Raw genomic sequence first — 26,983 nt, 5'->3', positions numbered from 1 at the left:
TACTTATTGAATTCTGGATTTTTATACCTCCTGCCCTTAACTCAACCCTTACCACCACGCCTTAAAGGGCTTGTATGCATCAATTCCCAACAAATGCCGCTGTAGTTTGTAACATTCCAGCTTGATCAGGTGCTTGTAACTGACACTTCGGCCCAGCGAGCGGTGTTTGATAGTTTCTTTGAGCGAGGCGTCGAATTCCTGCACGAACCGCTTCCGGGCGGATTCTTTCATCAGGCAGCCTTCCACTTCCATCCGAAAGTCCGAGGGCTGCAATTGTCGCTTGTTGACCATGCGGAAAATGAGCCGATCAATCAGGATGGGTTTAAAGATTTCGGCCATGTCCAGAGCCAGCGAATACCGACGGGCACCCGGCTCGTGCAGATAGCTGATGGTGGGATTTAGCTGCGTATGGTAAATCATGCCCAGACAGGCCGAGTAACACAACATGTTGCCCAGCGAGATCATGGCGTTGAGCTCGTTTTGCGGCGGACGCTTGCTACGTCCATCCAGACAAAAGGTTTCGCCCAGAATGGCATCGAAGCACCGGTAATAGATTTGCCGGATGTTGCCTTCAATGCCCATCAGCGTGGGTACATCCGGTACTAGTGGAATAGAAGCCATCAGCTGCTCGATGGTGGCGATGGCGTCTGCCAACGAACCCGTTTTCCGGTTATCGTAATATTTGAGCACCCGTAAAATGTTAGTGGCCGCACCTTCCACAAACGCTCGTGCAAGTACGATACGCTTTTTGGGGAAGGTGTAATGCTTCGTTTGCTCCACCTGCATTTTGCCAGCCAGCAGGTATTCCCGCGGCATAAATGAGCCCGTATAATGCTCGTAATAATCAAAAAAATGAACGGCAATGCCTTCCTTACCCAGGAAGTTATACAAGGCCGAGTTGGCATCTAAACTCCCGAAAACATACAGATCCGAGACTTGCTCCACGGGTAGAAAACGCGGTTGTCCTTCGTTGCCGGCTTCATCTACGGGCGTAAACTTGAGGGTATGATCCTGTCGGCTCAACCGACCGGGATTCATCAGGTACTTGGTTTGTTTCATAAAAGGTGAAGGGAAAAGTTATTCGGTGATACAAAGAGGTTTATTCCTCTTCGGCGTAACAAAATTCGAAGTAACTGCACGAACGGCAGCGACTTTTGGCAATCCGTCCGGGACACTGTTCGGATTCTACTATACGTTCAATTTCCGACACCCAATTTTCTACTTGTGAAATGTCTTCCTCGGCGAGGGTTACGGTTTGCGTTTGTCGGAGTTTGGGGTATTCAATTAAACCAGTGGCTCCTTTCACGCCATTTTTCCAGAGCAGGTACAGATAAAATTGCACCTGAGCCACGTGCGAGTGCTCCAGCTTGTCAGACTTCTTGATTTCGTGGACGACTTTGTTGTAAGGGTCGTAGAAATCGATTTTGGAACCGTCAATCAGCATTTCCCGGTAACGCTCGGCTCGCTGGGGATACGACTTTTCGCCAATAAACGAGCCTTCGGCTACCAGTTCCGAATTGTGTTCCATTTCAATTTTATGATGGAACAACCAAAGTTTGCGAAAGCAGACTTTGTAGTATTTGATGTAGGTGCCGGTGATGGTCATAGGGTAAAATCAAAGCCAGATAGACGTATCAATCCATTCTTCCTGCTGATCGTAACATAGCCCTAGTTCAGCGTCGTACTTTTTGGTGAGAACAAAGTATTTTATTTCAAGTAGCGTACCATCTTTCTTCTCGATTGCATAAGACTCTGATCGAAGGTTTTGGTCATTTTCTCTTAATAACTGAGCAAACTTGTTTTTACGGATTTGTACTTTAAGACTTTCTGCACCAATGAAATCAAACTGTTTGAGACGTTCAACAAAAGCATCCTTTAGAATAACAGGTAATACTTTTATACCGTCAAATTGCTTGTAAAAGTCTTCCTCACCCAACTTTGATCGATACATGGGAACCAGACGTTCTGCTGATACCGACAAGCTATTGTAAATCAGATCGAATTGCTCCTTTTGCTTAAGTTGCCAGTCAGGATACACAAAATCAATATACTGCTGTAGTCGAGCTTCGTCGATGATTCCGTCTGTTTCTGCAATGATTTCTTCGAATGCCTGGATGGTGCGGTTTACTAGTTCATTCGGATAGATATATTGATCAGTTGCATTAGATGTGCGGAAAACTACTACCGGACTTTGTCCCTTTTCGCGTTTCCGATTAACCCGCCCGAATCGTTGAATTAGTGCATCAATAGGAGCTGGTTCTGTGTAGATGATATCGTAGTCAATATCCAGACTCACTTCAATCGCCTGAGTTCCTACTAGTAACTGAATTGATCCATCTTTTTCTCCTTGCTTCAATTCTAATTCATGACGAGTCCGATCAATACCATTGAATGCACTATGTAACAACACCGCATTACAAGCATCTCTCCGCAACTCATTGAATACAGATTGAGCATTTTTAACGGTATTACATACTACCAATACCTTCGTTCCTGCCTTCAATGCGTTACGAATCAAATCCAGATTCTCCGTTAACAAACCCTCCTGTAGTTCGACCCGATGTCGTACGAATTGGCTATACAGGCTTTCCGACGCTTTTACCTCCGTAAATTCTCCAATCGCCTCTTCCAGCTCTTTTTTTAAAAACGTCGGCATGGTTGCGGTCATGACCATAACCCTTACCTGTAAATGCTTTACGGTATATTGGAGCAATACTTTGATTTGTGCAAAAACATCGGCACTGTACGCATGGATTTCATCGAAGATAAAATAGCTGCCTACCATTTCAAACAATCCCTGCTCAAAGCCTTTCAGACCAAACAAGTGCTTTAGAAGCTGAAAGGGTGTTACGACTTTAACGGGTGTTACCAGCGTTTTAAATTTATCCTTCAACGCATCAATTTGCTCTTTCTTTTGACTAAGGGAATATTGAAAATCATCGAAATAGTCGTAGAGATAATCACTGAGCTTCCCATGTAACATTCCGACATATTCTGGACCCATTTCCTTTCCCAACCGTTCATACATGGCATTAATGGAAGCCGTAAATGGAAGAATATAGAAAACCCGGCCTTGTCCGAAGTGTTTCATCTGCTGATGCAGCCATAAAATCGAGCTTTCTGTTTTACCAGAACCAGTCGGCGAAGTCAAGATCAGATTACCGGTTACATTTCCGCAGGCGAGCTGATGATCGTAAAAATCCTTTTTCTTGGTTTGAAGATCGGTACGCTTACGCTCTAGAAACTGAAACTGTGTTTCGGAAAGTTGTAGTAATTCCTGAATTCGGGCGGAACCCAGATGATCGCAATGCTTCAATCCTCCAAACAATAGTAGCAAGTCAAAATAACCAGGATTAGAAGCGTTCATTTTTCCAATCTGAGGCTGATAGGTTAAGATTACCTGTTCAGGATGTTCAATCGTGAATGGTCTAATCGTGACGTGATACGCTTCTTCGGCTAATTGAAGAAGAAGTTGGGTCTTCACGTTTTTTCGAAACTCTTCTTCGTAATCAACCCGTCCTTCAGCACCCGGTATACCAAACATATCATTTTCAGACTGATAAAAATCGCAGATATACCGTTTCCAGAGTTGGTCATAATCTTTGTGATGTCCTGCCACAACTAATCGGATTAGTTCACGAATCCGTTTCTCTTCCTGTAACCCTTCGATAAAAGGAATTGAAAACAATTCATGCCGTTGTTTACGCCATCGATTGGGATGGTTTTGTAGTAATTTTTGAAAATCAGCATGACCTTTTCCCAGATCATGGCAAACAATAGCCAAACGCAGAACTCGCCAGAAGTCATACGAGAGGGATAGTCTGCTGATTTGAGGAAAGTTTTTTTGTAACAGTCCCCAAATCAGCAAGCAATCATCAACGTGTTGTTGTAAGGTGAGCTGCGGATCTGATTTAGCCAGAATTTCGTCATACGGCTTGGTCATGCTCCGAAAAGTCTAATTGGTGTAGGTAAATATCAGTACCTGCCTTTCCTAAGTTTTTATCGTGAATAGCGGGTAAATTAGCCTTAACGAAAGTGAGATGACTGATAACTGAGTAAGGCTCAGTGCCAACGTTCTGTCTCGGAAAGGTATCCGTAAAGTATTTAGGAAGGGCCTGAATTTGGCCCGCTAAATAATTTTCTCTGAAGGGAATAACCTGACCCGCTAGGCGAGAAGCGTAAGCAACTTCGGGTAAATCAAGGGTTGTGATCTGCTCGACTGTTGCTAAGTCATTCATTCGCCCAAGAACCAGGGAGTAATAAGGCTGACGAAAGTAATCCGCTAGCTTTGGGTCAGTTAGATAGATTCTCAATCGAGTATTGAACAGAAATTCACGACGAATGATATTGGACTTCGCATTATTGGTGGCTCGTCCATTCGTACTGTCAATCTGATAAATCGATTCCAGATCAACAGCTTTCGCATCAAACTGGAAGTAATACCCTATTTCCAGCTTCTGATGGTGCAGATATTGTCCCGCCGCTGCATTAAGTAAGCCTAATACGGTACTGACGGGGGGCACTTCCAGCGTAGGCTGAACCCCACTGATCAGGTTAGGGTACCGGAAACTGGCCGTCCAGCTGCTTAAGTCTATCACGTGTACTTGCATCAGGAAAACTGATTTTCGAGTTGAGTACAGTACGCGTCAATGGTCTCATTGATCGTACCCAGCTGAATGGTCGGATAGGCATCGCCAAGGGCAAGCAGCTCTCTAAGTTCGTCATTGTATTCATTTAAAAACCCGCTACGCTTCCCAATGAATACCGTACCAACGATTTGCTCTTTGTAGTCTTTTAATACTTCTTTCAGACCATCCAGGTTCAAGGCTACTCTATCCAGATTCATGCCTTCACTCGTTACAATGTGCGAAAAGGGGTGATTACCACTAGTTGTACTAACGAGAATGATAAACTTTGGCGTTACATCACTCATGTTGTTCGTTTGCATGGCTCCGCCAGAGATAGTCTTCAGAGCTTGAATGGTATCCTTAGCCCGTTGCAAGCGTATATTCCTGTTTAATTGAACCAGCTTCTGGGCATTTCCTTTACTATCTTTCACGAAAGGATCGTCAATTTCAATAGCTCCCTGACTTAGAGCATCCATTTTTAGCTTTTGCGTAATGTTCTTGAAACCGGTTTTGTTATAACTCGCAAAAGTGCCAAGCTGAGCTAGATCAAGCGAGAACATTCCCTTCATGATGGCACTGTACTCTTCTTTGCTGTAAGGTACTGAATCACCATCCTGCCGAGCCATGCTAGACCAGTTTTCAACCGTCCGAGCAGATCCAACCGATACAATCGCTGAATTTTTAAGAGGCGAAACACGGGTTACCGTAGCATCTACTTTCTTAGCTTTTCCTTTTTCGTCCAGCACCTCTTCTTTAACGGCTTTCATATAGCCAAAAACATCGTCATCCGCATATAACAGAGGGTTTGCCTCAGTAAAAGCAATTTTGTTATCCCGCGTAATCGGTGATAAAGACCAGCCTACATTTTTTTGTAAGGCTTCTCGCCACCAGTACCGCCAAGCTTGGCCAGATACGTAAGTATAGGTACGACCATTTTTTAATATCTTTTTGGTAGCAACCGCATTTTCAAAATTGCTGGTAGAACTCTTTCCCGCATTATTTAAAGCGACAACATCAACGTCTAGCAGGACAAATCCTTGGGTTTTCAGGTTCATAGGTATGATTAATCTAAAGGTTCAATTACTTCGTTTTGTTCTTCAAATTCAGTAGCGATCTGCAGGTTTTTTTCGTGAAGTTTTTCGTAAACGGCGATTAATAATAGATCTCTGATCTCCCGCCAGCTTACCGTTTCGGGAAATAAATACTCTACTTCATCGATTTTAAGCAAAGGTTCCTGTGAACCCCCTTTGTAGTTGTCATCAATGAGCTTAAGCAGATACTGTCTCACTTCCTGCACATATTTTGCTCGGTTTAACCTCAGGATAGCTTTCTTAATACTATCCTCATCGCGGCTAACGATGAAGCCCGCGATGTCCTTGATTTTTTGTACGGTTCGTTTATCCATCTGGTTTATGTAAATAAGGTAAGTCTCAATAAGTTGAAAAGGAAAGCGATTCGTACTAATCCATGCTTTGAAGTAGGGCACCAACGTTTGTCCATTCAGTAACCGCTCCAAAATAGGATTACGCCAGGTACTGTATGAATCATAAGCCAGTTCCTCTTTGGGAGACACCCATGTATCTGTACCTTGATTATACTTAGCATCCTTGAACTTTGAGTTTCGATAATGCGATGCTACGAATGGATGCCAGATTTCGTAATAAGTGATGGATTGGCAGAGTGCATAAAAGCCAAACACAGTAGCTGACAACTGGTATAGCACTACCTCAGGTTTGGCTCCAAAATTGGTAAAATGGTATAAACTCAGGCTAGTGTTTCGGGCCTCAACCACATTTTCAGAGGGATTGGCATAAATGGCTGTCCTAATATTTTTGAGGCAGGAATCAACGAATGCAAAAAGAGCATTAGCTGGAATCCCGTAATTTGAACGGGCAACACCGCTGGATAAACCCCGGCCCACAGTATTCAAATGTCCATCAGGTCCGGTCAGGAGTTGCTCTACGTAATAGTTGGCGACAATCGTATTATTACTGCTAATTAGTCCAAGTTTGTCACCTAACTGCATTACCCCCAGCGGGACGAAGAAAAAACGGACGATTATTTCTTTTGATACATATAGTCCGTTCTCAAATCCGTGATGAAAATTGATAAATGTGCTTGATCCGGATAGAATATGGTTATCTCTCCCCGCTACGAAAAGGTTGGCTTTGCGTCCTGAAAAACGGCAATATCCTATTTTCGAAGGAGCCGTTTCATTCAGTATGCTTTTATAATAGGTAAGCGTTTCCTCCAGCTTTCGCTTACTATCGAAAGCGGGTTGCGTAATTTTCGAGTTGAGAAAGAAGGCATGTAGATTAGCATTCCATTGATTGATGTAGAGGTTAGCTACGTACTCAATCAACCCTAGAATGTCTTTATCTTTTAATGCAGGCTCTTTCCAGAGGCTTGCAATGACATACCCGCCTGCATCTGCGAAGGGGTCGCCAGTAGGGTGAGTTAAATTTTCCTTTAATACAAGCTCCATAGTACTCTAGGTTAGTAGTGGTATAGTATATAAACAACTTGTTGATGGGCCGTTTTAGCTTATTCCCACACACCCAAACCCCTCTGCATTATACCGCCCCACACCCGCAAGTACAGCCAACTCCAAAACCTCCTTGGGCCCGGACAATTCAAACGAAAACCCATAATATCCCCGCACTTTCGTCTCCTCCCGGGAGTTCTCCTTGATTGTGACCAGCCGGGATTTGGGTTCGGTACGGCCCCGAATGAATCGAAACCTCAGTGAATCTTCCGTAAAGTCTTCCTCACTTCCTGTTAATACTAGCACGCTCTTCCATTTGGCCAGCAGATTCGAAACCAGTAAAGGCCCGAAGGCTTCATCAGCGGGATGCAGGTATTGATCCATGCCCCGTTCGTCTTTTTGAGCGATGACTACCGGAGAAAGGGTTCGAAGTTGTAGGGTATTTTCTGTAAGGTTAAGGGGAAGAGCTTCTACCCGTTCGACGATAAATTCTGCCCGATGGCGGGGGGAAGCAATGACGCACTTCTGATCCTGAAAAAGCCCCATGATGAAATGCTGAGCCGCCTGATCGACGTAAAAACTTACCACCCATTCGATCGTAGGGCTATTCACCCATAAGCCACCGGCTCTGGCATCCACACGGGCCTGGGGCATGATCAGATCCGAAAACGTAAAAAGCTTGAATCGCCGGGTTGAGGAATATTCGTATCCCTGATTATGTAAGAATTGGGCGTACTGAGCATCGGTGTCGGCCAGTACGCTGTAAATGAAGGCACTCAGACGATACGCGTAGTTAAACGGTACGAGCGTCTGAGTAGAAGTAGGTCTGAGGCTTAAGCGAAATTGCATATCTACTTATCAAAATTTGGGTCAAAAGGTTAACACGAAGTACAAAATTTCTCTTCGTTGGCCTGACAAAGATTCGTAAGTTGCGTGCAGACTCCATGCACGATGCTGGATTTTTCCATTTTTATTTCATGCCTTTCTCTCAATCGCAACGATTTCAAGCTATTAACGAACAGCTTCGACGCGGAGCCGCCGTCCGTACGGCTGATCTCATGAAGCATTGTAGCGTAGCTGAACGTACCCTTAAAGAAGACATTGCCCGGATGCGGGAGCGGTACGCGGCTCCCATTCAGTATGACCGCCGACGGGGAGGCTACTGTTATACCCAATCATTTGATTTGAAAACGGTCGAAATCGAGCTAACGGATCAGGACGTAGCCGCCCTAAAAAATGCCGTAGCAACGCTGAATCAATTCCGGGATTTGGCCGTATTTTCTGATTTTCGGGGAACCGTTGAGAAGATTGAACAGGCCGTACGTTTCCGTTTTAGTCAACCTACGCAGTCGCAGGCTCATATCATTTTCGAAGCCGTGCCTTCGGGTCGAGGCCATGCGTTGCTGGATGTAGTACTGGCGGCCTGTCTGCAGAAGCAGGTGATAGAATTCCAGTATCAGAAATACGGCGAATCCGAATCCCGGTTGCGAACGGTTTTTCCGCACCTGCTCAAGGAACATCGCAACCGCTGGTACATCATCGGCTATGAGCTGGATCCGCCCCAACTAAGGGTTTTTGGTTTAGATCGGGTAGTAACGGGAACGCTTAAGCGGAGTGAACTATCGTTTGATTCCCCACGGTTTGATGCGGAAGCTTACTTTCGTCCTGCCTTAGGGGTAGCCGTATACGATCATCCGGCCGAAGAAGTAGTCTTATCTTTTTCGCACCGGGAAGGCCTTCGCTTTCGGGCTCAGCCTTTTTATCCTTTTCGGGAGGAGGATATTTTACTAGATACACCGGAAGAATTTCGCGTAAGACTATCGATCATTATTAACCAGGAGTTAGTCTTCGAACTGGCCCGTCTCGGCGATTCCGTACGAGTACTCTCGCCGCCCGCTTTGATTGATTCGCTACGGCAGTTTCACAGGCGGGCCGGACAGCAATACGAAGCCTTACCGCCGGATAAACCGAGCTAGCAAACGCCCTGACTATGTATTTCTACTAGGGAACTACACTAATGTTGGTAAAGCCAGTCTCCCCTTTTATTTTAGAACTAGAGAAGCCGGGATACGTAATGCTCGTCTTTGCTGCTGGTACTCGTTTTCACTGAAAGGTCCGTAACGTTTACCGGTGTGATGGTTGATAATCCAGTAATTTTCTTTGGCAGAGAAGATGCGTTGATAAAGGGAATCTTCAATGGCGATGTGTTGATACTCGCGATAGTCGGGCTTTTGTCGGGCGATAATGTAGGTATCATCATACGCATACTGGACGACCTTACCACCAATACTTTCTTTGCGTAAAGGAGCTAGAATTGCATCTCCATCACCACCCCGAAAGAGATACCTATTGGGCAGGTCTTCGTAATAATCCATGCCGCCTGCCCCAAGCATGAGTAAGGCTAAAATGGGCAAAAGGAAAATCAGGCCTGCCAGGGCTAGCCCTAGTAACAGTTGCCATAATAGACGAGTACGCATAGGAGATAAAGTCAAGAACCAATTGAAGCGAATCCGTTTTTATAAAGGAGTGCTAGTCGACTACCGATAAAGCCTATACGGGAAAATAATCAGAACAAACCACAGGGGTCAATCTGATTAAAAGCCTCTTGTACTTCAATCACATAGTAGTAAGACTTGTACTTTTTGGCTTTGTAGATGTGGTCGTAAAATGGTGACTTGTGGTGGACAAAGTTGGATACCCAATGCACGATATTGATGTACTTATCACGATCCGTTCGGTGGGCAATTTGTATGGTCACTTCTCCATTACTGCATACCTTGTACGATAAGAAATTTTGCTCCTCGGGGCTTAGATAGGTAGCTAACTGGTTCTGAACGGTTTTAGGGAGTACTACCGGAAATGATTCGTTCTTCGCTCGCTCTTCGGTGATAAACGTATAACAGCCTTCCGACTCCCTCTTTAATGTATCTTTTAAAGCCTCTTCGAGCAAAGCATTCTTTTGCTGAAATAAAAGGTCGATGACTTTGCTGTACCGGGGCATATTCAATTCCACACGTTTGTAATAAGTCGCTTTCTTCAACTCCATTTGCTTTTCGGGCCAGGGAAGAGGTTGTTCGTTATAGGTGGACATGATCAAGACAAATGCAGCCCAGCTCAGAACGGGCGTAAAAACAGTAACAGACAAATGATAATCAGGACGATATAGAAACCTTTCATTGGTTAATAAAGGATGCAGGTTGATAGTTTTGGGTTGCAGTTATTAAGGAACACGGATGTCCTTGTTATTCATACGGAACAGGGGTAAGGATATCCATTTGAGATACGGGTGAAACCGGGAAGCTTGTGTCTATTACAAGCGTTCATTCTGCTTGGAAGAGAGGTTCGAATAGGTATACTGGAAACAGCCTGTACATCACCGGACTTACTTAAATCCGAAAAACAAGGGAAAAAGGAATGTAACGATTACCGTCCAAACGCTATAAATGGGCAAGTAAAAGGCTATGACCTTGCCCACGTCCGTGAGGTCTGATTTTTTGGCGATGACGTTAAAAAGCCGAAGCGTAACGAGTAGTAGGTTGATGAGTATCAAAATATTACTACCCAGCACGGCCAGCCGATTGGGCGTGATACCCCATTCTGAAATTCGGAATATAATCGCTGACAGAGCGATGCTATTCACTATGATGGTAACTACCGATAAGAGAGCGAGTATCCAGACCTCAAACATTCCCTGCTGGTTTTTGCTTGTTTCCGCTATCGAAAAGAAGATGAGGGCCATTACGCCAATCAATAAAGCATTAAACAGCAGCAAGAATTCGCGATCCTGGTAAGGGTCTTTCCCCGAGTAGAAAATGGCTACCAGATAAATCACCAGCATGATGAGTACCAGCGGACTGAATAGTTTAGCAATCACGGGAGATACCTTGCCAACGAGCTGGGGATTGGTCTGCGTCAGATAGGTACCCATCAAGGGAGCCGCAGGTAAGCCAAAAATGACTACGTACTCGAAGTAAAACTTCTGAATGTGCAGGCCGATTAACTCAAATAAGCCCAGGGTTAAACCCGTTAAAATACCCCCCGCAATCAAAATCAACGTAGTTATGACGATCAGATCGCCATTGTAACGTAAATAACTGAGCCGTTTTTCCGGGTCATTTTTTACCGTTCCTACAAACGTAAGGCCAAGAATTGACCACAGAAACAACACCAAATGAATACACGATAAGACGAGTGTATCACTCTTGGGTACATCCGGGAAAACATTAATGAACACCAAACCTCCCACACTCAAAGCGATGATGATTGCAATGTTGGACGTAGATAAGCGATGCTTCCAGGCAAAATAGGCCAGTAAGGGAGGAAAGGCAATGAAACCGATATTCCGGGGATAGAAAAATTCCTCGCGGATTCCAAAGATGACGGGAAATTTAGCAATTAGTCCTGCCAGCAAGGCAGCTACCCCAATGAATAGTAATTCGCCGCGGCTGCCCCAGTGCAGTTCATCGCCTTCATACTGAAGCCGTTCATACCAGAAGTCGGCCAGGGGATTACCCCGTAGTTCGGGATAAAGACTACTAAATTCCCGTTTAAACGATCCTTTGTTAGTCCGGTACAAGTGTTCGAGTTGCCGGGGGTTGTGCAGCTGACTACGGATTTGCTCTTTCATGGAAGCTTTCCTTAACGCCTATCGAATGATTAATTCCACAAAGTGCCATCCAGGCCCACAATCGTACCCATCCATACGGCTACCAGGAAACCAAACACGCCGATCAGCGTAGCCACTACTTTTTTCCAGGTTTCGTGTTGTCCCCATTGTCTGACCACGTAAAAGAAACCACCGCCCAGAGCCCCCGCGACGGGAACCAGTACCAGCGGACGAACCATCCAGTACGCAGGCCAATTTGGATTAGGATGCTTCACACCCGCCAAAAAAAAGGAAATCAGCAGTAGAGCAAGCGTGGCTCCCACGACCAGATGTTTAACCAAAGAAGCAGTAAAGAACGATGGGCTGGAGAATAAGCGGATTGGTGTCATGGTCGTTGCGTGTTGAATCGATTATGAAGTTAATTAAAGTACTTTGCAATACAAAGTGAATGAATAAAAAAATAGGGCTTTTACGGTACTACTAAGCACTCACGAAAGCTCAGATGTCCAGAATTAGGAAAATACGTTTAAGGTAATCCATCGTGCCTTTAGTAGTTGATTAAAAGTACTTTGCGGTTCAAAGTTATTAATGGTTTTTATTTTCACCAATAGTCACTCCATTTTTTGCTAAAAAATTTTATTCTATTTGATGGAGATGCTTGTCCAAAGGCTACACGCAATTTCTAGGAGATAGGTAGCATGCTCAACGCTCGGGCAAAGCTGTTCGGGGCATTCGTCAGTAACCGCTAAAATTCTGTAGTAAGTTGCCCTTGTTTCTGGTACGGTATAAGTTCAGACAGGCTTTGATGTAGTGATAGAGGAGGGGATAAGTGTTTTCCTGAGGAGATACAGCGTGAACGTTTTTAACCTTCCTATGATTTGTTATAATCCAGGAAAAATAAGTACCGTCTAAGGTAAGGTACCTTTCTTTGGCACGTAGATTCGTATTTAGGTCTTTTTCGGAAAGGATAAGCAGTGAATCGAACAGCTGCGTGAACCTGGGTTCATCATCCGCTTTGAAACGTAAACTGTCTTTCGTATAATAGGTACAGCTTTCCCGCAGTGCCGAGTACTCGTCCAGTCTTTTTTTCTGTTCTGAACCAAATTCTCCAAAATTAGTGGCAATCATATGTAAGGTGATTCCGCGTTGCTGGGCTAGTTTGTTTAGCTTTCGGCCATCAGTCGAGTCTCTTCTGGCATATACCACCTGAAACGTATGTTCCCGTTTGGTGGCAGTAATCCAATAGTTATCTCCCTGACCTATTACATGCATCTGTACGGATTGGGCGGATACGTGAAGAGAAAAAAGAGCTGATACAATGAGTAAGAGCGTTTTCATACACTAAAAAGGTTGGATAGGTTGGTCAACTATAATGGACGCGAAGTACGTACGTAAAATTGAATGTACTGACGCAAATTACGTATATCGCTTGATTTCAATCCGTTTCTACAATATGAGCCTAGCTTACGACTCTTGACCGCAAGTTTTGGCAAACTTCCCGGAGCCATTGGCTCGACCTATCATTTAAAGTTGGGTTTCAACCCGACCCATCTTTTAATGGATTTCATTTCAAGTTACGATCCGATATTCCTTTTTATTGATAATAGATCATCCAGTACTGATAAATATTTGGCAGATATTCTAAATAACCCTAAAAAACTAGTGAAAAAAGTATTAAAGCCTAGTAAATATGGGGAGTTAGCATAAAAAGCGGTTATCTACCTTTGAAGATATGCAAACGGACACGAGTAACGAAATCGTTTGCGGCCAATATTACACTAACCTCATTTGTATCCGCCTATGTTTATGCGATACCTCTTCATCGGGCTCCTTTGCTGTACACTTACTACGGCCCACGCCCAGGGAACCTTACGCGATTATCAACGAAGCGAAACGTTAAAAAAGCAGCTCGCTGACCGGGCTTACCACATTCCCCGACAGATCAACTGGCAGGAAAACGGTACTAGCCTGGTGTATATGATCCAAACTACGAAAGGCAAGGAGTATATCCAGGTGGATGGTCAAACGGGCAAACGCAGCAATGCTTTCGATCAGGAGGGATTAGCCAGACAACTCGGACAAGCCCTGGGCAAAACCATTCCTGCGTACCAGCTTCCCATCCAAAGTCTGAAACGCACGCCCACGGGTTTCTCTTTCGACGCCGAAGGCTCCCAATGGACGTACGACGCCGGACAACTTCGCAAGAAAGGCAGTCTGTCGACCCTGAATCGCTACTGGGGCGATCGTTCCCGTGGTGAGCAGGTTCGACGTTTGTACACGCCCGACAGTAGTCATTCGGCCATCATCAAAAATTACAACGTTTACATTCGCAACGAACGCAGTAAAGAGGAGTTTCCAATGAGTTTTGACGGCTCGGAAGGGGAGTACTACAGCAGTGATCTTCGCTGGTCGCCCGATGGTACGAAGCTGGCGGGAACGAAAACGCGTAAAAACACACCGCATCTTATTTATCTGATTCGTTCCTCGCCCACGGATCAGCTCCAGCCCAAACTGGAAACCCGTAATTACCTCAAACCCGGCGATGCCCTGCCCATTCAGGAACCCGTGCTGTTTGATATCACCTCGCGAAAGCAGTTGCCCATTGCGATGGACCTGATTGCTCAGCAGTACGAACTGAGTGATCCCGACTGGCGAGCGGACAGCAAAACGTTTACGCTGGAATACAATCAACGCGGCCATCAGGTGTACCGGGTGCTGGAAGTAGAGGCTAGTACGGGCCGCATCCGTCCGCTGATTGAAGAAAAAAGCAAGACCTTCATCGACTACAGCGGCAAGCGTTTTCGCCACGATACGCCCGATGGCCGGGAAATCATCTGGGCTTCTGAACGCGATGGCTGGAATCACCTCTACCTCTACGATGCGGCCAAGGCTCAGGTCAAAAATCAGATTACCAAAGGAAATTGGGTCGTTCGGAATGTCGTTCACGTGGATGATGCGAAACGGACCATTCTGTTTGCCGCCAGTGGCCAAACGCCCGACGAAGATCCGTATTACCTGCATTACTACCAGATTAATTTCGATGGCAAAGGCCTGAAAGCCCTTACGCCCGAAGTGGCTCAGCACGAGGTTATGTTTTCGCCGGATTTTTCCACCTTCGTCGATACGTATTCCCGCATCAATCAGGCACCGGTCACCGTGCTTCGCAAGACTACCGACGGGTCAATTATCACAACGCTGGAAAAAGCCGATCTTACCGAATGGGAAAAAGCGGGCTGGAAGGCTCCCGAACCCTTTGTTGCCAAAGCTCGTGATCAGCAGACGGACATTCACGGCATCATCATTCGACCCACTAATTTTGATCCTTCGCGGAAATACCCGGTCATTGAAATGATCTACGCGGGTCCGCAAAGTGCCTTTGTGCCGAAAGCTTTTTCGACCAATACGGCCATGCACGAACTAGCGGAACTGGGTTTCGTCGTCGTACAGATCGACGGCATGGGGACTTCCAATCGCTCCAAAGCGTTTCACGATGTCTGCTGGAAAAATCTGAAGGATGCGGGTTTCCCGGATCGAATTCTGTGGATGAAAGCCGCCGCCCAGAAGTATCCGTACCTTGATCTGGAACGGGTGGGCGTGTATGGGACATCCGCCGGAGGTCAAAATGCCGCGGGAGCCGTCCTCTTCCAACCTGATTTTTACAAAGTGGCCGTCGCGTCCTGCGGCTGCCACGACAATCGCATGGATAAGATGTGGTGGAACGAGCAGTGGATGGGTTATCCCATTGGTCCGCAGTACGCCGAATGCTCCAACGTTACGCACGCCGATCAGCTACGCGGTGAATTACTACTCATCGTGGGTGAAATGGACGATAATGTCGATCCTTCCTCTACCTACCAGCTAGCCGATGCGCTGATTCGGGCGAATAAAAACTTTGAATTGGTGGTCGTACCCAACATGGGCCATTCGGCGGGTGGTGACTTTGGCGAACGCAAACGCCGGGATTTCTTCGTGCGTCATTTGCTGAACGTACAGCCGCCCCGCTGGAACGCGGCCCCGGTAGCAGCGGAAGAAACGCCCGGGAAAACGTCCCGATCTGAGCGTTAGTACTGACCACTCTTAACCGTTCCCGTTTATGCACGTTCGGCGTATCACTTTTCTTCTTCTCATGAGCGTAAGTACCCTTGCTGCGGCTCAGGGTCCCACTGACCGGACTCAACTAAGCCAGCACATTATTCAATACGAGGCCGACCTGGGCAGTCTGCGTCGGTTTTATACCATTGCCAATTCACCCGAACGACGCCAGCGGTTCAGGGAGCTGAATCAGCAGTACCTCTCGCAACTGGATAAGCTCGATTTTAAGGCGTTAACGCCCAACAATCAGGTTGATTTCTTATTGTTTCAACGGGATTTGAAAGAAGACCTGCGGCTGTATACCGTAGCCGATCAGGAATCCGAACGCATCAAAGGCTGGTTCCCTTTTGCCGAGTCGATTTACGCGTTGGAAAAAAAGCGTCGGCGGGGACTGGCTCTCAACGCGGAAACACTCGCCCAGGACTTCAATACCTGGACGGCACAGGCGGCTGAGGCCGAAGAAAAACTGGGAAAAATGACCAGTATGGACCCCGTACTGGCTAGCCGGGCGGAAGAAACGGTGAAAGGACTGGAGCAGGCCATTAAAAGTGTATTCGAGTTTTACAACGAATATGACCCCGCCTTTACCTGGTGGATGGCCAAACCGTACCCGAAACTCATCGAACAATTACAGCAACTAACCCGATCCATTCAACCCCGGGCCCAGCTGGGCGAAAAGGCCAAGGACGGCAGTGGAATTGTTGGCGTAGCCGTCGGACGTGAGGAGCTGATGCGTCAGTTGAAGATGGAATACATTCCCTACACGCCCGAAGAGTTACTCACCATTGCCAATCAGGAATTTGCCTGGTGCGACCGGGAATTACTGAAAGCCAGTCGAGAAATGGGTTTTGGCAATGACTGGCGGGCGGCTCAGGAAAAAGTCAAAAACAGTTACGTACCCGCCGGAAAGCAACCCGAACTGATCCTGCGACTGTATCAGGAATCCGTGGACTTTCTCAAGCAGCACAACCTGATTACGATTCCACCGCTGGCGGAAGAAACCTGGCGAATGGGGATGATGACCCCCGAGCGGCAACTGATTAATCCCTTCTTTCTCGGCGGCGAACAGATTCTGATTTCCTACCCAACCTCTGGGATGGAACACGCCGATAAACTGATGAGTATGCGGGGAAACAACCCGCACTTTTCCCGCTCTACGGTGCACCACGAACTCATTGCCGGCCATCACCTGCAAATGTTCATGAACAACCGGTATCAGACCCACCGCCGCCGCTTTTCGACGCCCTTCTGGATTGAAGGCTGGGCTTTGTACTGGGAAATGGTACTCTGGGATAAAGGATTTCCGCAATCACCGGAAGATAAAATCGGTATGCTGTTCTGGCGAATGCACCGCTGTGCCCGGATTATATTTTCTCTTAATTACCACCTCGGCAAATGGACACCTCAGCAGTGCATTGACTTTCTGGTGGACCGAGTCGGGCATGAGCGGGCCAACGCCGAGGGAGAAGTACGCCGTTCCTTTGTGGGTGGTTACGAACCGCTGTACCAGCTGGCGTACATGACGGGTGGCCTTCAGTTCATGGCCCTCCGCCGGGAACTGGTCGATTCCGGAAAAATGACGGATAAACAGTTTCACGATTCCATCCTTCAGCTCAACGAGTTGCCCGTGGAATTCATCCGGGCCTTGCTGACCCAACAGCCGCTTCGAAAGGATTTTCAGACCAGCTGGAAGTTTTATTCTTTTGCTAAATAACCCCTGAACAACTACTTCACAATGAACCTGAAAACGATGACTCATTGCGTGTTAGTAGTGAGTGCATTAGCCCTTACTACGCCGGTCTGGGCTCAACAGTCTCCCTGGAAAAAACTGGAGGAAAAACCATCGACGCTCCATTTGGAAAGCGGCTATATAACCTTGCCGGGCCCAGCCTTGGAGCTGCGTCTGGTAAAGGCCTCGCAAACGGTGGCTTCGCTGAAACCTAATGAAGAAAAAGGCTTTGATTTTACCCCCGGTGACCGACTGAAAGTCCGTAGTAGCGATGGACTCTATCACTTGGGAGACATTAATCTACGACTTCGCACCCCTGGGCAGTCGGACTGGCAGGCCTATTCTTCCGCCCAGAAGCGGGGCGATATTAAGACCTTGACTGCTACCAAACCGGCAGAGGCTTCCGCTGATTTGTCGCCTAGTTTTCCCGCCGAATTCCCCCTGGAGGTCAAACGAAGCTGGGAACAGTCGGGTAAAGGCTGGGTGGTACGCTTCACGCTGAAAAACAAAAGTACGCAGCCCGTAGAAATCGGTTCGCTTGGGTTTCCGCTGATTTTCAACAACATTCTGGAAGGGAATACGCTGGAACAGGCCCACGACCGCAATGTGTTCTATGATCCATACATTGGCAAGGAAGCCGGATATTTGCAGGTAACCCGATTACACGGCAAAGGTCCGGTATTGCTGGTGTTACCCGAGGGGAATACGCCTTTTGAAGCCTACAATCCTTTACTCGATGACCCCACCCCCCGGGGTATTACGTTTGAAGGGTTTCACGAGTGGATGGTTCACAGTAAAGCCCACGCGGAAAAAGACTGGTCGAAAGCTCAGCCCTGGAATCAGCCGACGTCACTGACGCTGCAACCCGGCGAAAGTAAACGTTACGGTCTGAAGCTAGTTCTGGCTCCGGCCATTCGCAGTATTGAATCGACTTTGGTGGAACAGAAGCGGCCCGTATCAGTGGGTATTCCCGGTTATGTCGTTCCGCAGGATGTGAACGCCCGACTTTTTCTGAAATACCCTTCGGCAGTGAAATCCGTGCAGGTAGAACCTGCTGGAGCTTTGAGCTGGCAGGTTGATCTGGCTACCAAAAACGGCTGGAAAGCGTACCTGATTCGCGGGAAACAATGGGGACGGGCTCGATTGACGATTCAGTATCAGGATGGCTTGACGCAAACGATTCATTATAAAGTAGTGAAACCCGAAGCCGAAACGATTGCTGATTTCGGAAATTTCCTGACGACGAAGCAGTGGTTTGAGGTACCGAAAGATACGTTTCATCGCAGTCCTTCCGTGATTAGTTACGACTACGAAACCCAGCAGCAGGTGACGCAGGACAGCCGGGCCTGGGTGGCAGGTCTCAGTGATGAAGGCGGGGCCGGAAGCTGGCTCGGAGCGATGATGAAACAACTGGTAGTGCCCAATCAACAGGAAATTCAGAAACTCGAACGCTTCGTTAACCAGACCCTCTGGGGCAATATTCAGCACAACGAAGGCCCGGAAAAGTACGGCGTTCGGAAGAGTCTGTTTTACTACCAGCCCGATTCCATGCCGCCGAATACTTACAGTACGGCAGTGAATTACAAGGGCTGGTCGGCCTGGCCCCGCAAGGAAGCCGAATCGCTGGGTCGTTCATACAACTATCCGCACGTCGCCGCGGCTCACTGGGTCATGTACCGAATGGCCCGTAACCACCGCAATCTGGTAACGCAGCAGGACTGGAAATTTTACCTGGAAAACGCCTGTCAAACGGCTCTGGGCATGGTGAAGTTGGCTCCGTACTACGCTCAGTTCGGACAGATGGAAGGCACCGTTTTCTTTCTGATTCTGAAAGATCTGAAACGCGAAGGACTTACGGCACTGGCTTCCGAACTGGAAGCGGCCATGAAGAAACGGGCCGATCTCTGGAAATCGCTGGCGTATCCCTTCGGCAGTGAAATGCCCTGGGATTCCACGGGTCAGGAAGAAGTCTACATCTGGTCGTACTACTTCGGCTACCGCGACAAAGCCGAGGTAACGCTGAACGCCATTCTGGGTTACATGCCCACGATACCGCACTGGGCCTACAATGGCAACGCCCGTCGGTACTGGGATTTTCTTTACGGTGGAAAAATCTCCCGGGTCGAACGGCAAATTCACCACTATGGCTCGGGTCTCAACGCCATTCCGGTACTGACGGCCTACCGCGATCAGCCGGACGATTTCTATCTGCTTCGCGTGGGCTACGGTGGCCTGATGGGAGCGATTGCCAACATTACGGAAGACGGATTCGGACCCGCTGCTTTTCACTCGTTCCCGTCTACGCTTGCGAATGACGCTCTTTCGGGCGATTATGGCTGCGGATTCTTTGGATACGCGGTGAATACGACCGCTTTCCTGACGCAACATCCGGAGTTTGGCTGGCTGGGTTTTGGCGGAAACGTGACTAAAAGCAAAATAGACGTGACGCTGACGCTAACTACGGCGGCCCGGACCAGCGTATTTCTGGCTAGTGTAGGGCTGGATATCAGTTTGGATGCCGGAAAGATTGAACAAGTAACGCTTAACCCGCAAACAAAAACCGTTACGCTTACCCTTGAACCCGCTACGGCCACCACGCCAACGGCATATCTTCGACTGAAAACGGGTAAGCAGTCCTATCATCCGAAAACGGCGTTTGCTCAGGAACGGGAAGCTTACGTAATTCCCCTGACCAATCAAACGCAGACGATTACGTTGGTATCGTCAGCGAAGAAATAAGCAACCTGCATTCAGGTACGTTTGAAAACCCTGGCCCCTTGAGTGGCCGGGGTTTTATTATTTAAAAACCAGCTATTGAATGTAAATAAAATTTGCGTAGTTAAATAGCTACGCTTTTATTTGTAGTCAAATGACTACGCAATGAATTTAAGACGAGATGTATTCCAGGCAATCGCTGATCCCACGCGAAGAGCAATCCTCTTGCTGTTGGCCGCTCAAGCCCTGCCGGCGGGAGCAATCGCCGCCAACTTTGATACCGCCCGCCCGACGGTTTCCAAGCACTTACAGATACTGACGGAATGCGAGTTACTCAAAGCCGAGCCCAACGGCCGGGAGATCTACTACCAACTGAACCCGCAGAAGATGAAGGAGGTCGCTGATTTTATCGAGCCTTTCCGTCAACTATGGGAGGAGCGGTTTAACACACTGGAAGCCCTTATGAAAGACTATTCCTCAAAAACCAATGAGTCATGACGCAGAAAACGAAAATTCAGGCCGAAGCTGGTAAGCAGGAATTGATCATTACCCGGGAATTTGACTTACCCGTAGCCTTGTTATTTAAAGCTCACGTAGTGCCCGAACTCGTGGAGCAATGGATGGGCACCAAGGTATTGAAGCTGGAAAGTAAACCCCACGGTAGCTGGCAGTATGAAACGACGAATCCCCAGGGACAGGTCGTATTTCGGGCCAATGGCGTCATTCATGAATGTATCCCAGACCAAAAAATCACCCGAACGTTTCAAATGGAAGATTCTCCTTTCGATGTACAACTGGAATTTCTGGAATTTGAAGCTTTGACCGGTGCAACAAGTAGACTTACCATGCATCAGGTATTTCGTTCGGTTGCCCTGCGGGATCAGCTCCTTCAATTGCCTTTTGCCAAGGGCTTAAACTGGGCTCATGATCGGTTGCAGGAAGTGGTGAGCCAACTGATTGAGCACTAAGTAGAACAGGCGAACGCCTGCGTATCTGTGAAACTTAACCTTACAACGGTGATGAATAATTCCTCTAAATCTTTGTCTGCTGAAGAGCAGGAAGCCTTATTAAACACGCTGAAGGCTCGTTTTGCGAAAAACCAACAACGCCACTCAGGCCTTGAATGGCCTACCGTACAAGCCCGACTGGAAGCCTATCCCGAAAAACTCTGGTCGCTTCAGTTGATGGAAGAAACGGGCGGAGAACCTGACGTACTGGCTCAGGATGCAAAGACGGGAGAAATCCTTTTTTACGATTGTGCCCCCGAAAGTCCCAAAGGTCGTCGCAGTCTATGTTATGATCGGAAAGCACTGGATGCGAGGAAAGAATATAAACCTGAGGATAGTGCTCTCGATCTGGCGGCAGCGATGGGCATTGAACTATTGACGGAAGAAGACTATCGGGAGCTTCAAAAATACGGAGCATTCGATCAAAAAACGTCCAGCTGGATAAAAACCCCCGACGAAATCCGGAATCTCGGCGGGGCCCTGTTTGCGGATCGCCGCTACGGGCAGGTCTTTGTCTACCACAACGGAGCTGAGTCGTACTATGCGGCTCGGGGCTTTCGGGGTTTGCTGCGGATATAAAGTTTGGGGGAGGGTAGAGGCTTCGTTTTATCGCTTTGCCTCTACCTTTTAAACCCTCGTGGTCCTAGTAAGATGCCGGACTTAGATTTCTCTACTCCTTGAGCATTCGAATACCATACACCGGCCCCGCCTGATTGCCTTTTTTAGCCTGGAAAGTAAGAACTACGGACGTTTTGCCGCTAGTCATTTCAGTAGGCAACGCGTAGGAAATATCATAGAAACGGCTCTCTTTGTATTGGTTAAGATCCTCGCTGCTGAGCTTTTTGCCATCTACCAGAATGTCAAACTGGCGACCGCGGTTATCCATGCCCCAGTACGTAGCAATCAGCGTATTTTTCGCATCAGGAGCAACTTTCATGGTGAATTGAAAGCTACCCCCCTCATTGGCTACCCGGAATTTTCGCGTATGCGACTCACCCGTTTCCAGCTTGTCGCCGGAAAAGTCGTGATCGCGTTCGGGCTGCATTTCACCCACGCGAAGGTTGTCTACCGTGCGAAGCTCCAGTTCACGAGCCTGGCGGCGTTGCTCTTCGTAGCGTTTCTGCTGCTGCTTCCACGTCTGGCTGTTGAATACATCCCAATAAACACTGTAATGATCATCCTGAAGAGCATAAAATGGCTGTAAGGTCACCGTACCTTCTTTTCCCAGGGCCGTCGTCTGAAATTCCAGGGGCCGACCCGTAGCCTTGATCCAGTGGTTGGGATTGGGGTCATTGCTGACAAAAACGGGTACGCCCTGAGCGGGATCAATTTCCTTGGGGCCCAGATTGCCCGCCAGAATCAGTGGACCGTAGAAATACGCCTTCCGATCCGGATTATCGGGCATGGCTACCGAATATAGTTGCGTGGGTAGTTTGAGTTCGAGTACATCGCCCGTTTTCCAGGTTCGGTCAATCACTAGATATCCCGCTTCTTCGTTGACCTGCGAAAGCAATTTGCCATTCAATAGTACCACGGCTTCCGTAGCCCAATGGGGTTTGCGGATACGTACGGGCAGCGAAACGGCTTTGCGAGTAGTAAAGCTCAGCGATAGGGTAGAGTCGGCGGGGAGGGTAGTTTGTAAAGTTACGCCCAGCCCTTTTTCAGCCCAATTGAGTTTGGAGGGGATGAATAGATTGACGTACAAACTGCCGTCATTTCCCTGAAAATAAATGCTTTCGTTGTACTTCGTATGGTTTTCCATGCCCGAACCCACGCAGCAGGTGAAATCGTCGTACCGACTGCTAAACGGCTTCCGGGCCCCCATTCGCAGGGGAACGAAGTAACACATCATACCCGTGGTATGGTTTTGCGAGGCCAGAATGTGGTTGTACAGGCCGCGTTCGTAGTAGTCCATGAACGTCGCCGAAGGTTGCAGGGCGAACAAATGCCGGGTGAGTTTCAGCATGTTGTAGGTGTTGCAGGTTTCCATCGTATTCTCCGTCAGCTTGTCGTTAAGTTGATCGGGGGTGCTCAGATACTCGTAATTGCTGTTACCACCGGTCGCGTAGGAGTGATGGTTGACTACGGTATTCCAGAAGAAAGAAGCACTTTCCAGGTCTTCTTTCTTTCCGGTTAGCTGATAGCGACGAACCGTACCAATCAGCTTGGGAATTTGGGTATTGGAATGCTTGCCGGGGAGAATGTCTTTGTGATGGGCCAGCGAATCCAGAATCCAGCGGTCATGAAATTTGTAGGAGAGATCCAGAAACTTCTTGTTCTTCGTCAGAGCGTAGGTATTCACCAGTACATCATTCATGCCGCCGTATTCACATAACAGCATTTTCTGAATCTGCTCGTCGTTGAGGTTTTTCAGCGTTTGATCAACCCAATTCGCCATCCCGACATTGATAGTGAGTGCTTTCGCATTGTCGCAATACAGGTACGCATCTAGCAAACCCGCCATGACTTTATGCACCGTATACCAGGGTGACCAGGCTCCGTTGAGGTCAAAACCCCGGGAGCGGATATCGCCGCGAGCGACTTCCGCAAAAACCGTATCTTCTTTAGGAATAGCTCCGATGTATCCCGTTTTACGGGCTTTCTGGCATTCCGCCAATTCATCCACGATGTAATTTACCCGCTTGAGATATTCCGGGTCTTTACTGCTGGCGTAATGCATGGCACAGGCCGACAGGTAATGGCCCAGCGTATGGCCCGCCAGTCCGGAAGATTCCCAGCCTCCGTACTTTTCGGCTTTGGGTTTGAGGCCCGAATGGCTTCGAAAGTCCGCTAACAGCCGGTCTGCTTCCAGGTCTTTCAGGAAAGCGACATCGGCCTGCATGGCCTGGCGGAAAGGACTGTCGAGTAGTTGGACTTGACTCAACGGGAAGCCGTATGCCCGGATCGGTACGACGGGCTGAACTTTTATCTTAGCATTCGTTCGTTCGGGCATGATGGACTGGCCACACACCGGCACAGTAGCCTTGCCCAAAAGGATAGCCGCAGCGAATAGGAATCTTTTCATGAATCAGTACGCATTATAAATGACTGGCAAACCCGTATTCGACCGGAGAACCTTTGCAAAATTGTTCGAAAGTCGATGGAATCTTAGGCTTGCGTTTCGCGAATACTGATACAATTCTAACCTCTCCCTCCAGTAAGGGCGTATAGGTATTGAGGATAGAATATATACGGATAAAAGAAAACTAGTTAGGGACTAAAAAAGGAAGTATTTGGCGAGTGCTTTGGGAATGGATTGGGTTTGCTTACCACGAGTGGTGGTTCAAACCTCTAGTACCCACTAAGGCCTTCGATAGCAAAGGTCGATTAGCTTCCGCCAATCGGTGTAAGACGTGAGATCACCATTGGATAAAATAATTAAACCCTTTTTTGAGAAGGGGTCATACAGCATATACGTGGATACACCGGGTTCATGGCCATTGTGACTGTACATCGGCGTTTCGGTATTGAATATATACATAAACCAGGTGTGAAAACCCAGACTCATATCTTTCGGGGTAAGTGTTTGCACGGCTCCGCTGTCAATAATGGTTTTCCCCTGAAAAGTACCATCACTAGTCCAGCCGATCAGAAATGTAGCGAGATCGTCCAGACTACAACGTAATTGGCCAGCTGGATAATCGGGAAACGTACGTTGCGATTGCGGTAGATAGGCTTGTAAGGAGTCAGAGAATACGTAGGGCGTTGCCAGTGTATGAGCATCCAACTGTTTAGGAAACCAGGCGGTTTGGTTCATGCCCAGCGGTGCGAACAAGTTTTTTTGACAGTAGGCATCAAAGGGCATTTTCGAGATTTGTTCTACCAAGTAGCCCAAGAGAGCATACCCCATGTTTGAATAATCAAACGTACTGCCCGGAGTTGCCGGAATGAAGTTCTTTTCGGGGTGATAGTGGGTGCCTTGGGTAGTCAGATAGTTTCGTAAGAAAGGTTCTAAGTCAAGGGGCGGACCTTGATACGCTGCTTCCCAAAAAGGCAGCAGATAATCCAGATTATCATGAATGGAAGATCGATGCCGTAGTAAATGGCGAAAAGTGATAGGTTGATTAGGCCGATGTGGGTTTTTCACTGAAAACGGTAAAAAGCGGTTAATGGCGTCATCCAGTGAAAAATAACCCCGTCCGCTGAGCTGCATAAGGGCTGCTGCCGTGATGGTTTTGCTTAGGGAAGCAATGTGAAAAACGGTTTGAGCAGAAACCGGAATCTGCTGTTCCAGATTCTGATAGCCGTAGTAACCGGACCAGGCGACTTTACCCGCTTCCACCTTCGCAACGGCCAGACCCGGTAGTTGCAAACGCTTCATCTGTACGAGCATTTCTCGATCAAAATCCGATTCCTGAGCCCACGCGTTGATGCTTGTTAGGATAGCCAGGATAAGAATAAAGGGTCGCATGCAGAAGGTCTGTTAACGCATAAAGGCAATACGATATAAACTGGGTAAAGATACGAGTAGCAGATATACAAGTTTAAAAGAGACAGCGAATAGGAATTATTTAGAATACTATAATTTGTTATATAATTGACCTTATGTTAAATAGTTGTGAAGTTAATCTTTAACTCTTTCCTACCAATTTGACCCTATCCCACCCTTTCTAGCTTACAACTAAAGAAATCTAAGGTCAGTATAGCGGATTTGGATAAAACTGAAACTCGGATTGGATAAAGTGTGAAAAGTTATATTGATTCATTTTGCCTCGGCAAGTGCTGCAATGGCCACGGGCACCTCTGGTTCGCCCTTGAAAAAAGCTCCTTTTTTACCCTGGCTCAGGGCCCAGCGATGAATCCAGGAAATACCGGCTTCGCCAACGTAGTTATCCGCCATTTGGTAAGCAGAATCCTGTAACGCGTCCGCAAGGGAAATAAACTGGTAACCCCGCTCCCGCAGACTTGCCAACAAAACGCTTAAATAACGAGCATTGATCGGATTGGCATGGATGCCCAGAATCTGGGCTATTGGTCGGTGAAATAAAGCCTGGGTTTGTGATTCATAGTAGTCCACTACGGCTAGCATATAGTGCACGTACTGCTGCCCAATTGAATCAGCTGAACCCGCTTTTTCGTAAGCTTTTGAAAATAGGTAATCCCCGTTATCAATGGTTACGGGGGCTTCCTGATAATGTAATTGAGCTAGATAGGAAACTAGCGAATCGCGTTTAGCCAGCGTATCACCGCGTTGTAAATACGGATGACGGAAGTACCGCAAGGGTTGATTTTGCTGAATTAACCAGGGACGTAACAAGGCATCGGCTTCCCAGACATCCCGTTGATAAGCCTGTGCAGAAATCGCATTGAAGCCCCGGTGAGCGAAGGTGTGATTACCCAGTTCCATACCGGCCTCCAACCACCGTTGTAAAAGAGCTCGTTTTCCCGGATCAATCTGCTGATTGCTTACTAACTGATTGCCAATAACAAACCCTACGGCAGGAACGCGGTATTCTTGCAGCGGTGCAAGCAATTGTTGCGTGAGTAAATCCTGATCTGCCGCCGTAAGTGGATGATAAGCCACGCCCGGCAAATCATCGATTGTGATGCAGATCTTCTTCTGGGCCAGTACCGGTTGCAGAAACAGCGTTAAAAACATAGCTAACCAGTAAGATTTCATACGAGTCAATTTTTGCTCCAAACCAATAGATTAGACGGGGGCGTTATTAATAGTAAGGAAAGTTTCTGGTACCATCAAGCGTACAATTCAACCTAAAATCG

The 26,983-nt window shown here is 47.5% G+C and carries 22 protein-coding genes; 7 read left to right on the top strand and 15 right to left on the bottom strand.

Annotated elements, in window-relative coordinates; genetic code table 11:
• Positions 1 to 48 precede the first annotated feature (48 nt).
• From cas1b to cas6, 7 genes are read right to left on the bottom strand one after another with little or no spacing between them, the layout of a single operon-like run.
• Complete coding sequence (cas1b, locus tag C5O19_RS21070) at positions 49 to 1,059, bottom strand: type I-B CRISPR-associated endonuclease Cas1b (RefSeq protein WP_104715354.1); 1,011 nt, start codon at positions 1,057 to 1,059, stop codon at positions 49 to 51.
• Positions 1,060 to 1,099: 40 nt separating this feature from the next.
• A complete protein-coding gene (gene cas4, locus C5O19_RS21065; protein ID WP_104715353.1) occupies positions 1,100 to 1,606 on the bottom strand; it encodes a CRISPR-associated protein Cas4 in 507 nt (168 codons plus the stop codon).
• A 9-nt stretch (positions 1,607 to 1,615) separates the two neighbouring features.
• Positions 1,616 to 3,943, bottom strand: a complete 2,328-nt coding sequence (locus C5O19_RS21060; protein WP_104715352.1) for a CRISPR-associated helicase/endonuclease Cas3 — start codon at positions 3,941 to 3,943, stop codon at positions 1,616 to 1,618.
• The gene (cas5b, locus tag C5O19_RS21055) at positions 3,927 to 4,610 is read right to left on the bottom strand and encodes a type I-B CRISPR-associated protein Cas5b (protein ID WP_104715351.1); all 684 of its coding nucleotides are present in this window, start codon (positions 4,608 to 4,610) and stop codon (positions 3,927 to 3,929) included. The genes C5O19_RS21060 and cas5b overlap by 17 nt, the downstream gene beginning before the upstream one ends.
• The gene (gene cas7i / locus C5O19_RS21050) at positions 4,610 to 5,683 is read right to left on the bottom strand and encodes a type I-B CRISPR-associated protein Cas7/Cst2/DevR (protein ID WP_207766494.1); all 1,074 of its coding nucleotides are present in this window, start codon (positions 5,681 to 5,683) and stop codon (positions 4,610 to 4,612) included. The genes cas5b and cas7i overlap by 1 nt, the downstream gene beginning before the upstream one ends.
• Positions 5,684 to 5,691: 8 nt before the next feature.
• Positions 5,692 to 7,113, bottom strand: coding sequence for a type I-B CRISPR-associated protein Cas8b1/Cst1 (gene cas8a1, locus C5O19_RS21045; protein ID WP_104715349.1), 1,422 nt, complete (start codon positions 7,111 to 7,113; stop codon positions 5,692 to 5,694).
• A gap of 54 nt (positions 7,114 to 7,167) precedes the next feature.
• Positions 7,168 to 7,962: a CRISPR-associated endoribonuclease Cas6 gene (cas6, locus tag C5O19_RS21040; protein ID WP_104715348.1), complete on the bottom strand. Its 795-nt coding sequence runs from the start codon at positions 7,960 to 7,962 to the stop codon at positions 7,168 to 7,170.
• Between the two features lie 128 nt (positions 7,963 to 8,090).
• Between cas6 and C5O19_RS21035 the strand changes: the two genes are divergently transcribed.
• On the top strand, positions 8,091 to 9,089 hold the full coding sequence (locus C5O19_RS21035; RefSeq protein ID WP_165796084.1) for a helix-turn-helix transcriptional regulator: 999 nt from the start codon (positions 8,091 to 8,093) through the stop codon (positions 9,087 to 9,089).
• Between the two features lie 66 nt (positions 9,090 to 9,155).
• On the opposite strand, the gene C5O19_RS21030 is transcribed toward C5O19_RS21035, so the two are convergent.
• From C5O19_RS21030 to C5O19_RS21010, 5 genes are all read right to left on the bottom strand, one after another.
• Positions 9,156 to 9,590: a DUF3997 domain-containing protein gene (locus C5O19_RS21030; protein ID WP_104715346.1), complete on the bottom strand. Its 435-nt coding sequence runs from the start codon at positions 9,588 to 9,590 to the stop codon at positions 9,156 to 9,158.
• An 89-nt stretch (positions 9,591 to 9,679) separates the two neighbouring features.
• Positions 9,680 to 10,204 carry a hypothetical protein gene (locus C5O19_RS21025; protein WP_133163413.1) on the bottom strand — a complete coding sequence of 175 codons (525 nt, stop codon included), beginning with the start codon at positions 10,202 to 10,204 and terminating at the stop codon, positions 9,680 to 9,682.
• A gap of 291 nt (positions 10,205 to 10,495) precedes the next feature.
• Entirely contained in the window at positions 10,496 to 11,740 is a 1,245-nt protein-coding gene (locus tag C5O19_RS21020; RefSeq protein WP_104715344.1) for a hypothetical protein, read from the bottom strand.
• Positions 11,741 to 11,769: 29 nt separating this feature from the next.
• On the bottom strand, positions 11,770 to 12,108 hold the full coding sequence (locus tag C5O19_RS21015) for a potassium transporter KefB (protein WP_104715343.1): 339 nt from the start codon (positions 12,106 to 12,108) through the stop codon (positions 11,770 to 11,772).
• A 346-nt stretch (positions 12,109 to 12,454) separates the two neighbouring features.
• On the bottom strand, positions 12,455 to 13,057 hold the full coding sequence (locus tag C5O19_RS21010; protein WP_104715342.1) for a hypothetical protein: 603 nt from the start codon (positions 13,055 to 13,057) through the stop codon (positions 12,455 to 12,457).
• Between the two features lie 468 nt (positions 13,058 to 13,525).
• Between C5O19_RS21010 and C5O19_RS21005 the strand changes: the two genes are divergently transcribed.
• The 6 genes from C5O19_RS21005 to C5O19_RS20980 all read left to right on the top strand — a co-directional run bounded on the left by C5O19_RS21005 (position 13,526) and on the right by C5O19_RS20980 (position 21,841).
• A complete protein-coding gene (locus tag C5O19_RS21005; protein ID WP_207766492.1) occupies positions 13,526 to 15,784 on the top strand; it encodes a S9 family peptidase in 2,259 nt (752 codons plus the stop codon).
• A gap of 61 nt (positions 15,785 to 15,845) precedes the next feature.
• Positions 15,846 to 17,525, top strand: coding sequence for a DUF885 family protein (locus tag C5O19_RS21000; RefSeq protein ID WP_243406467.1), 1,680 nt, complete (start codon positions 15,846 to 15,848; stop codon positions 17,523 to 17,525).
• A 36-nt stretch (positions 17,526 to 17,561) separates the two neighbouring features.
• On the top strand, positions 17,562 to 20,279 hold the full coding sequence (locus C5O19_RS20995) for a DUF5695 domain-containing protein (protein ID WP_207766490.1): 2,718 nt from the start codon (positions 17,562 to 17,564) through the stop codon (positions 20,277 to 20,279).
• Between the two features lie 141 nt (positions 20,280 to 20,420).
• Positions 20,421 to 20,753 carry an ArsR/SmtB family transcription factor gene (locus C5O19_RS20990; RefSeq protein ID WP_104715338.1) on the top strand — a complete coding sequence of 111 codons (333 nt, stop codon included), beginning with the start codon at positions 20,421 to 20,423 and terminating at the stop codon, positions 20,751 to 20,753.
• Positions 20,750 to 21,223, top strand: a complete 474-nt coding sequence (locus C5O19_RS20985; RefSeq protein ID WP_104715337.1) for an SRPBCC family protein — start codon at positions 20,750 to 20,752, stop codon at positions 21,221 to 21,223. Before C5O19_RS20990 ends, C5O19_RS20985 begins: the two co-directional genes overlap by 4 nt.
• 51 nt (positions 21,224 to 21,274) lie before the next feature.
• Complete coding sequence (locus C5O19_RS20980; RefSeq protein WP_104715336.1) at positions 21,275 to 21,841, top strand: DUF4256 domain-containing protein; 567 nt, start codon at positions 21,275 to 21,277, stop codon at positions 21,839 to 21,841.
• A 91-nt stretch (positions 21,842 to 21,932) separates the two neighbouring features.
• On the opposite strand, the gene C5O19_RS20975 is transcribed toward C5O19_RS20980, so the two are convergent.
• From C5O19_RS20975 to C5O19_RS20965, 3 genes are all read right to left on the bottom strand, one after another.
• On the bottom strand, positions 21,933 to 24,287 hold the full coding sequence (locus tag C5O19_RS20975) for a glycoside hydrolase family 127 protein (RefSeq protein WP_104715335.1): 2,355 nt from the start codon (positions 24,285 to 24,287) through the stop codon (positions 21,933 to 21,935).
• A gap of 276 nt (positions 24,288 to 24,563) precedes the next feature.
• Positions 24,564 to 25,673: a serine hydrolase domain-containing protein gene (locus C5O19_RS20970; RefSeq protein WP_104715334.1), complete on the bottom strand. Its 1,110-nt coding sequence runs from the start codon at positions 25,671 to 25,673 to the stop codon at positions 24,564 to 24,566.
• Positions 25,674 to 25,964: 291 nt separating this feature from the next.
• Positions 25,965 to 26,882: a polysaccharide deacetylase family protein gene (locus C5O19_RS20965; protein ID WP_104715333.1), complete on the bottom strand. Its 918-nt coding sequence runs from the start codon at positions 26,880 to 26,882 to the stop codon at positions 25,965 to 25,967.
• Positions 26,883 to 26,983: the final 101 nt, after the last annotated feature.

This window comes from Siphonobacter curvatus, from assembly GCF_002943425.1.
GTDB classification, from domain to species: domain Bacteria; phylum Bacteroidota; class Bacteroidia; order Cytophagales; family Spirosomataceae; genus Siphonobacter; species Siphonobacter curvatus.
Note: the sequence above shows the minus strand (reverse complement) of the source record. Positions and strands in the feature narration are given on the sequence as shown.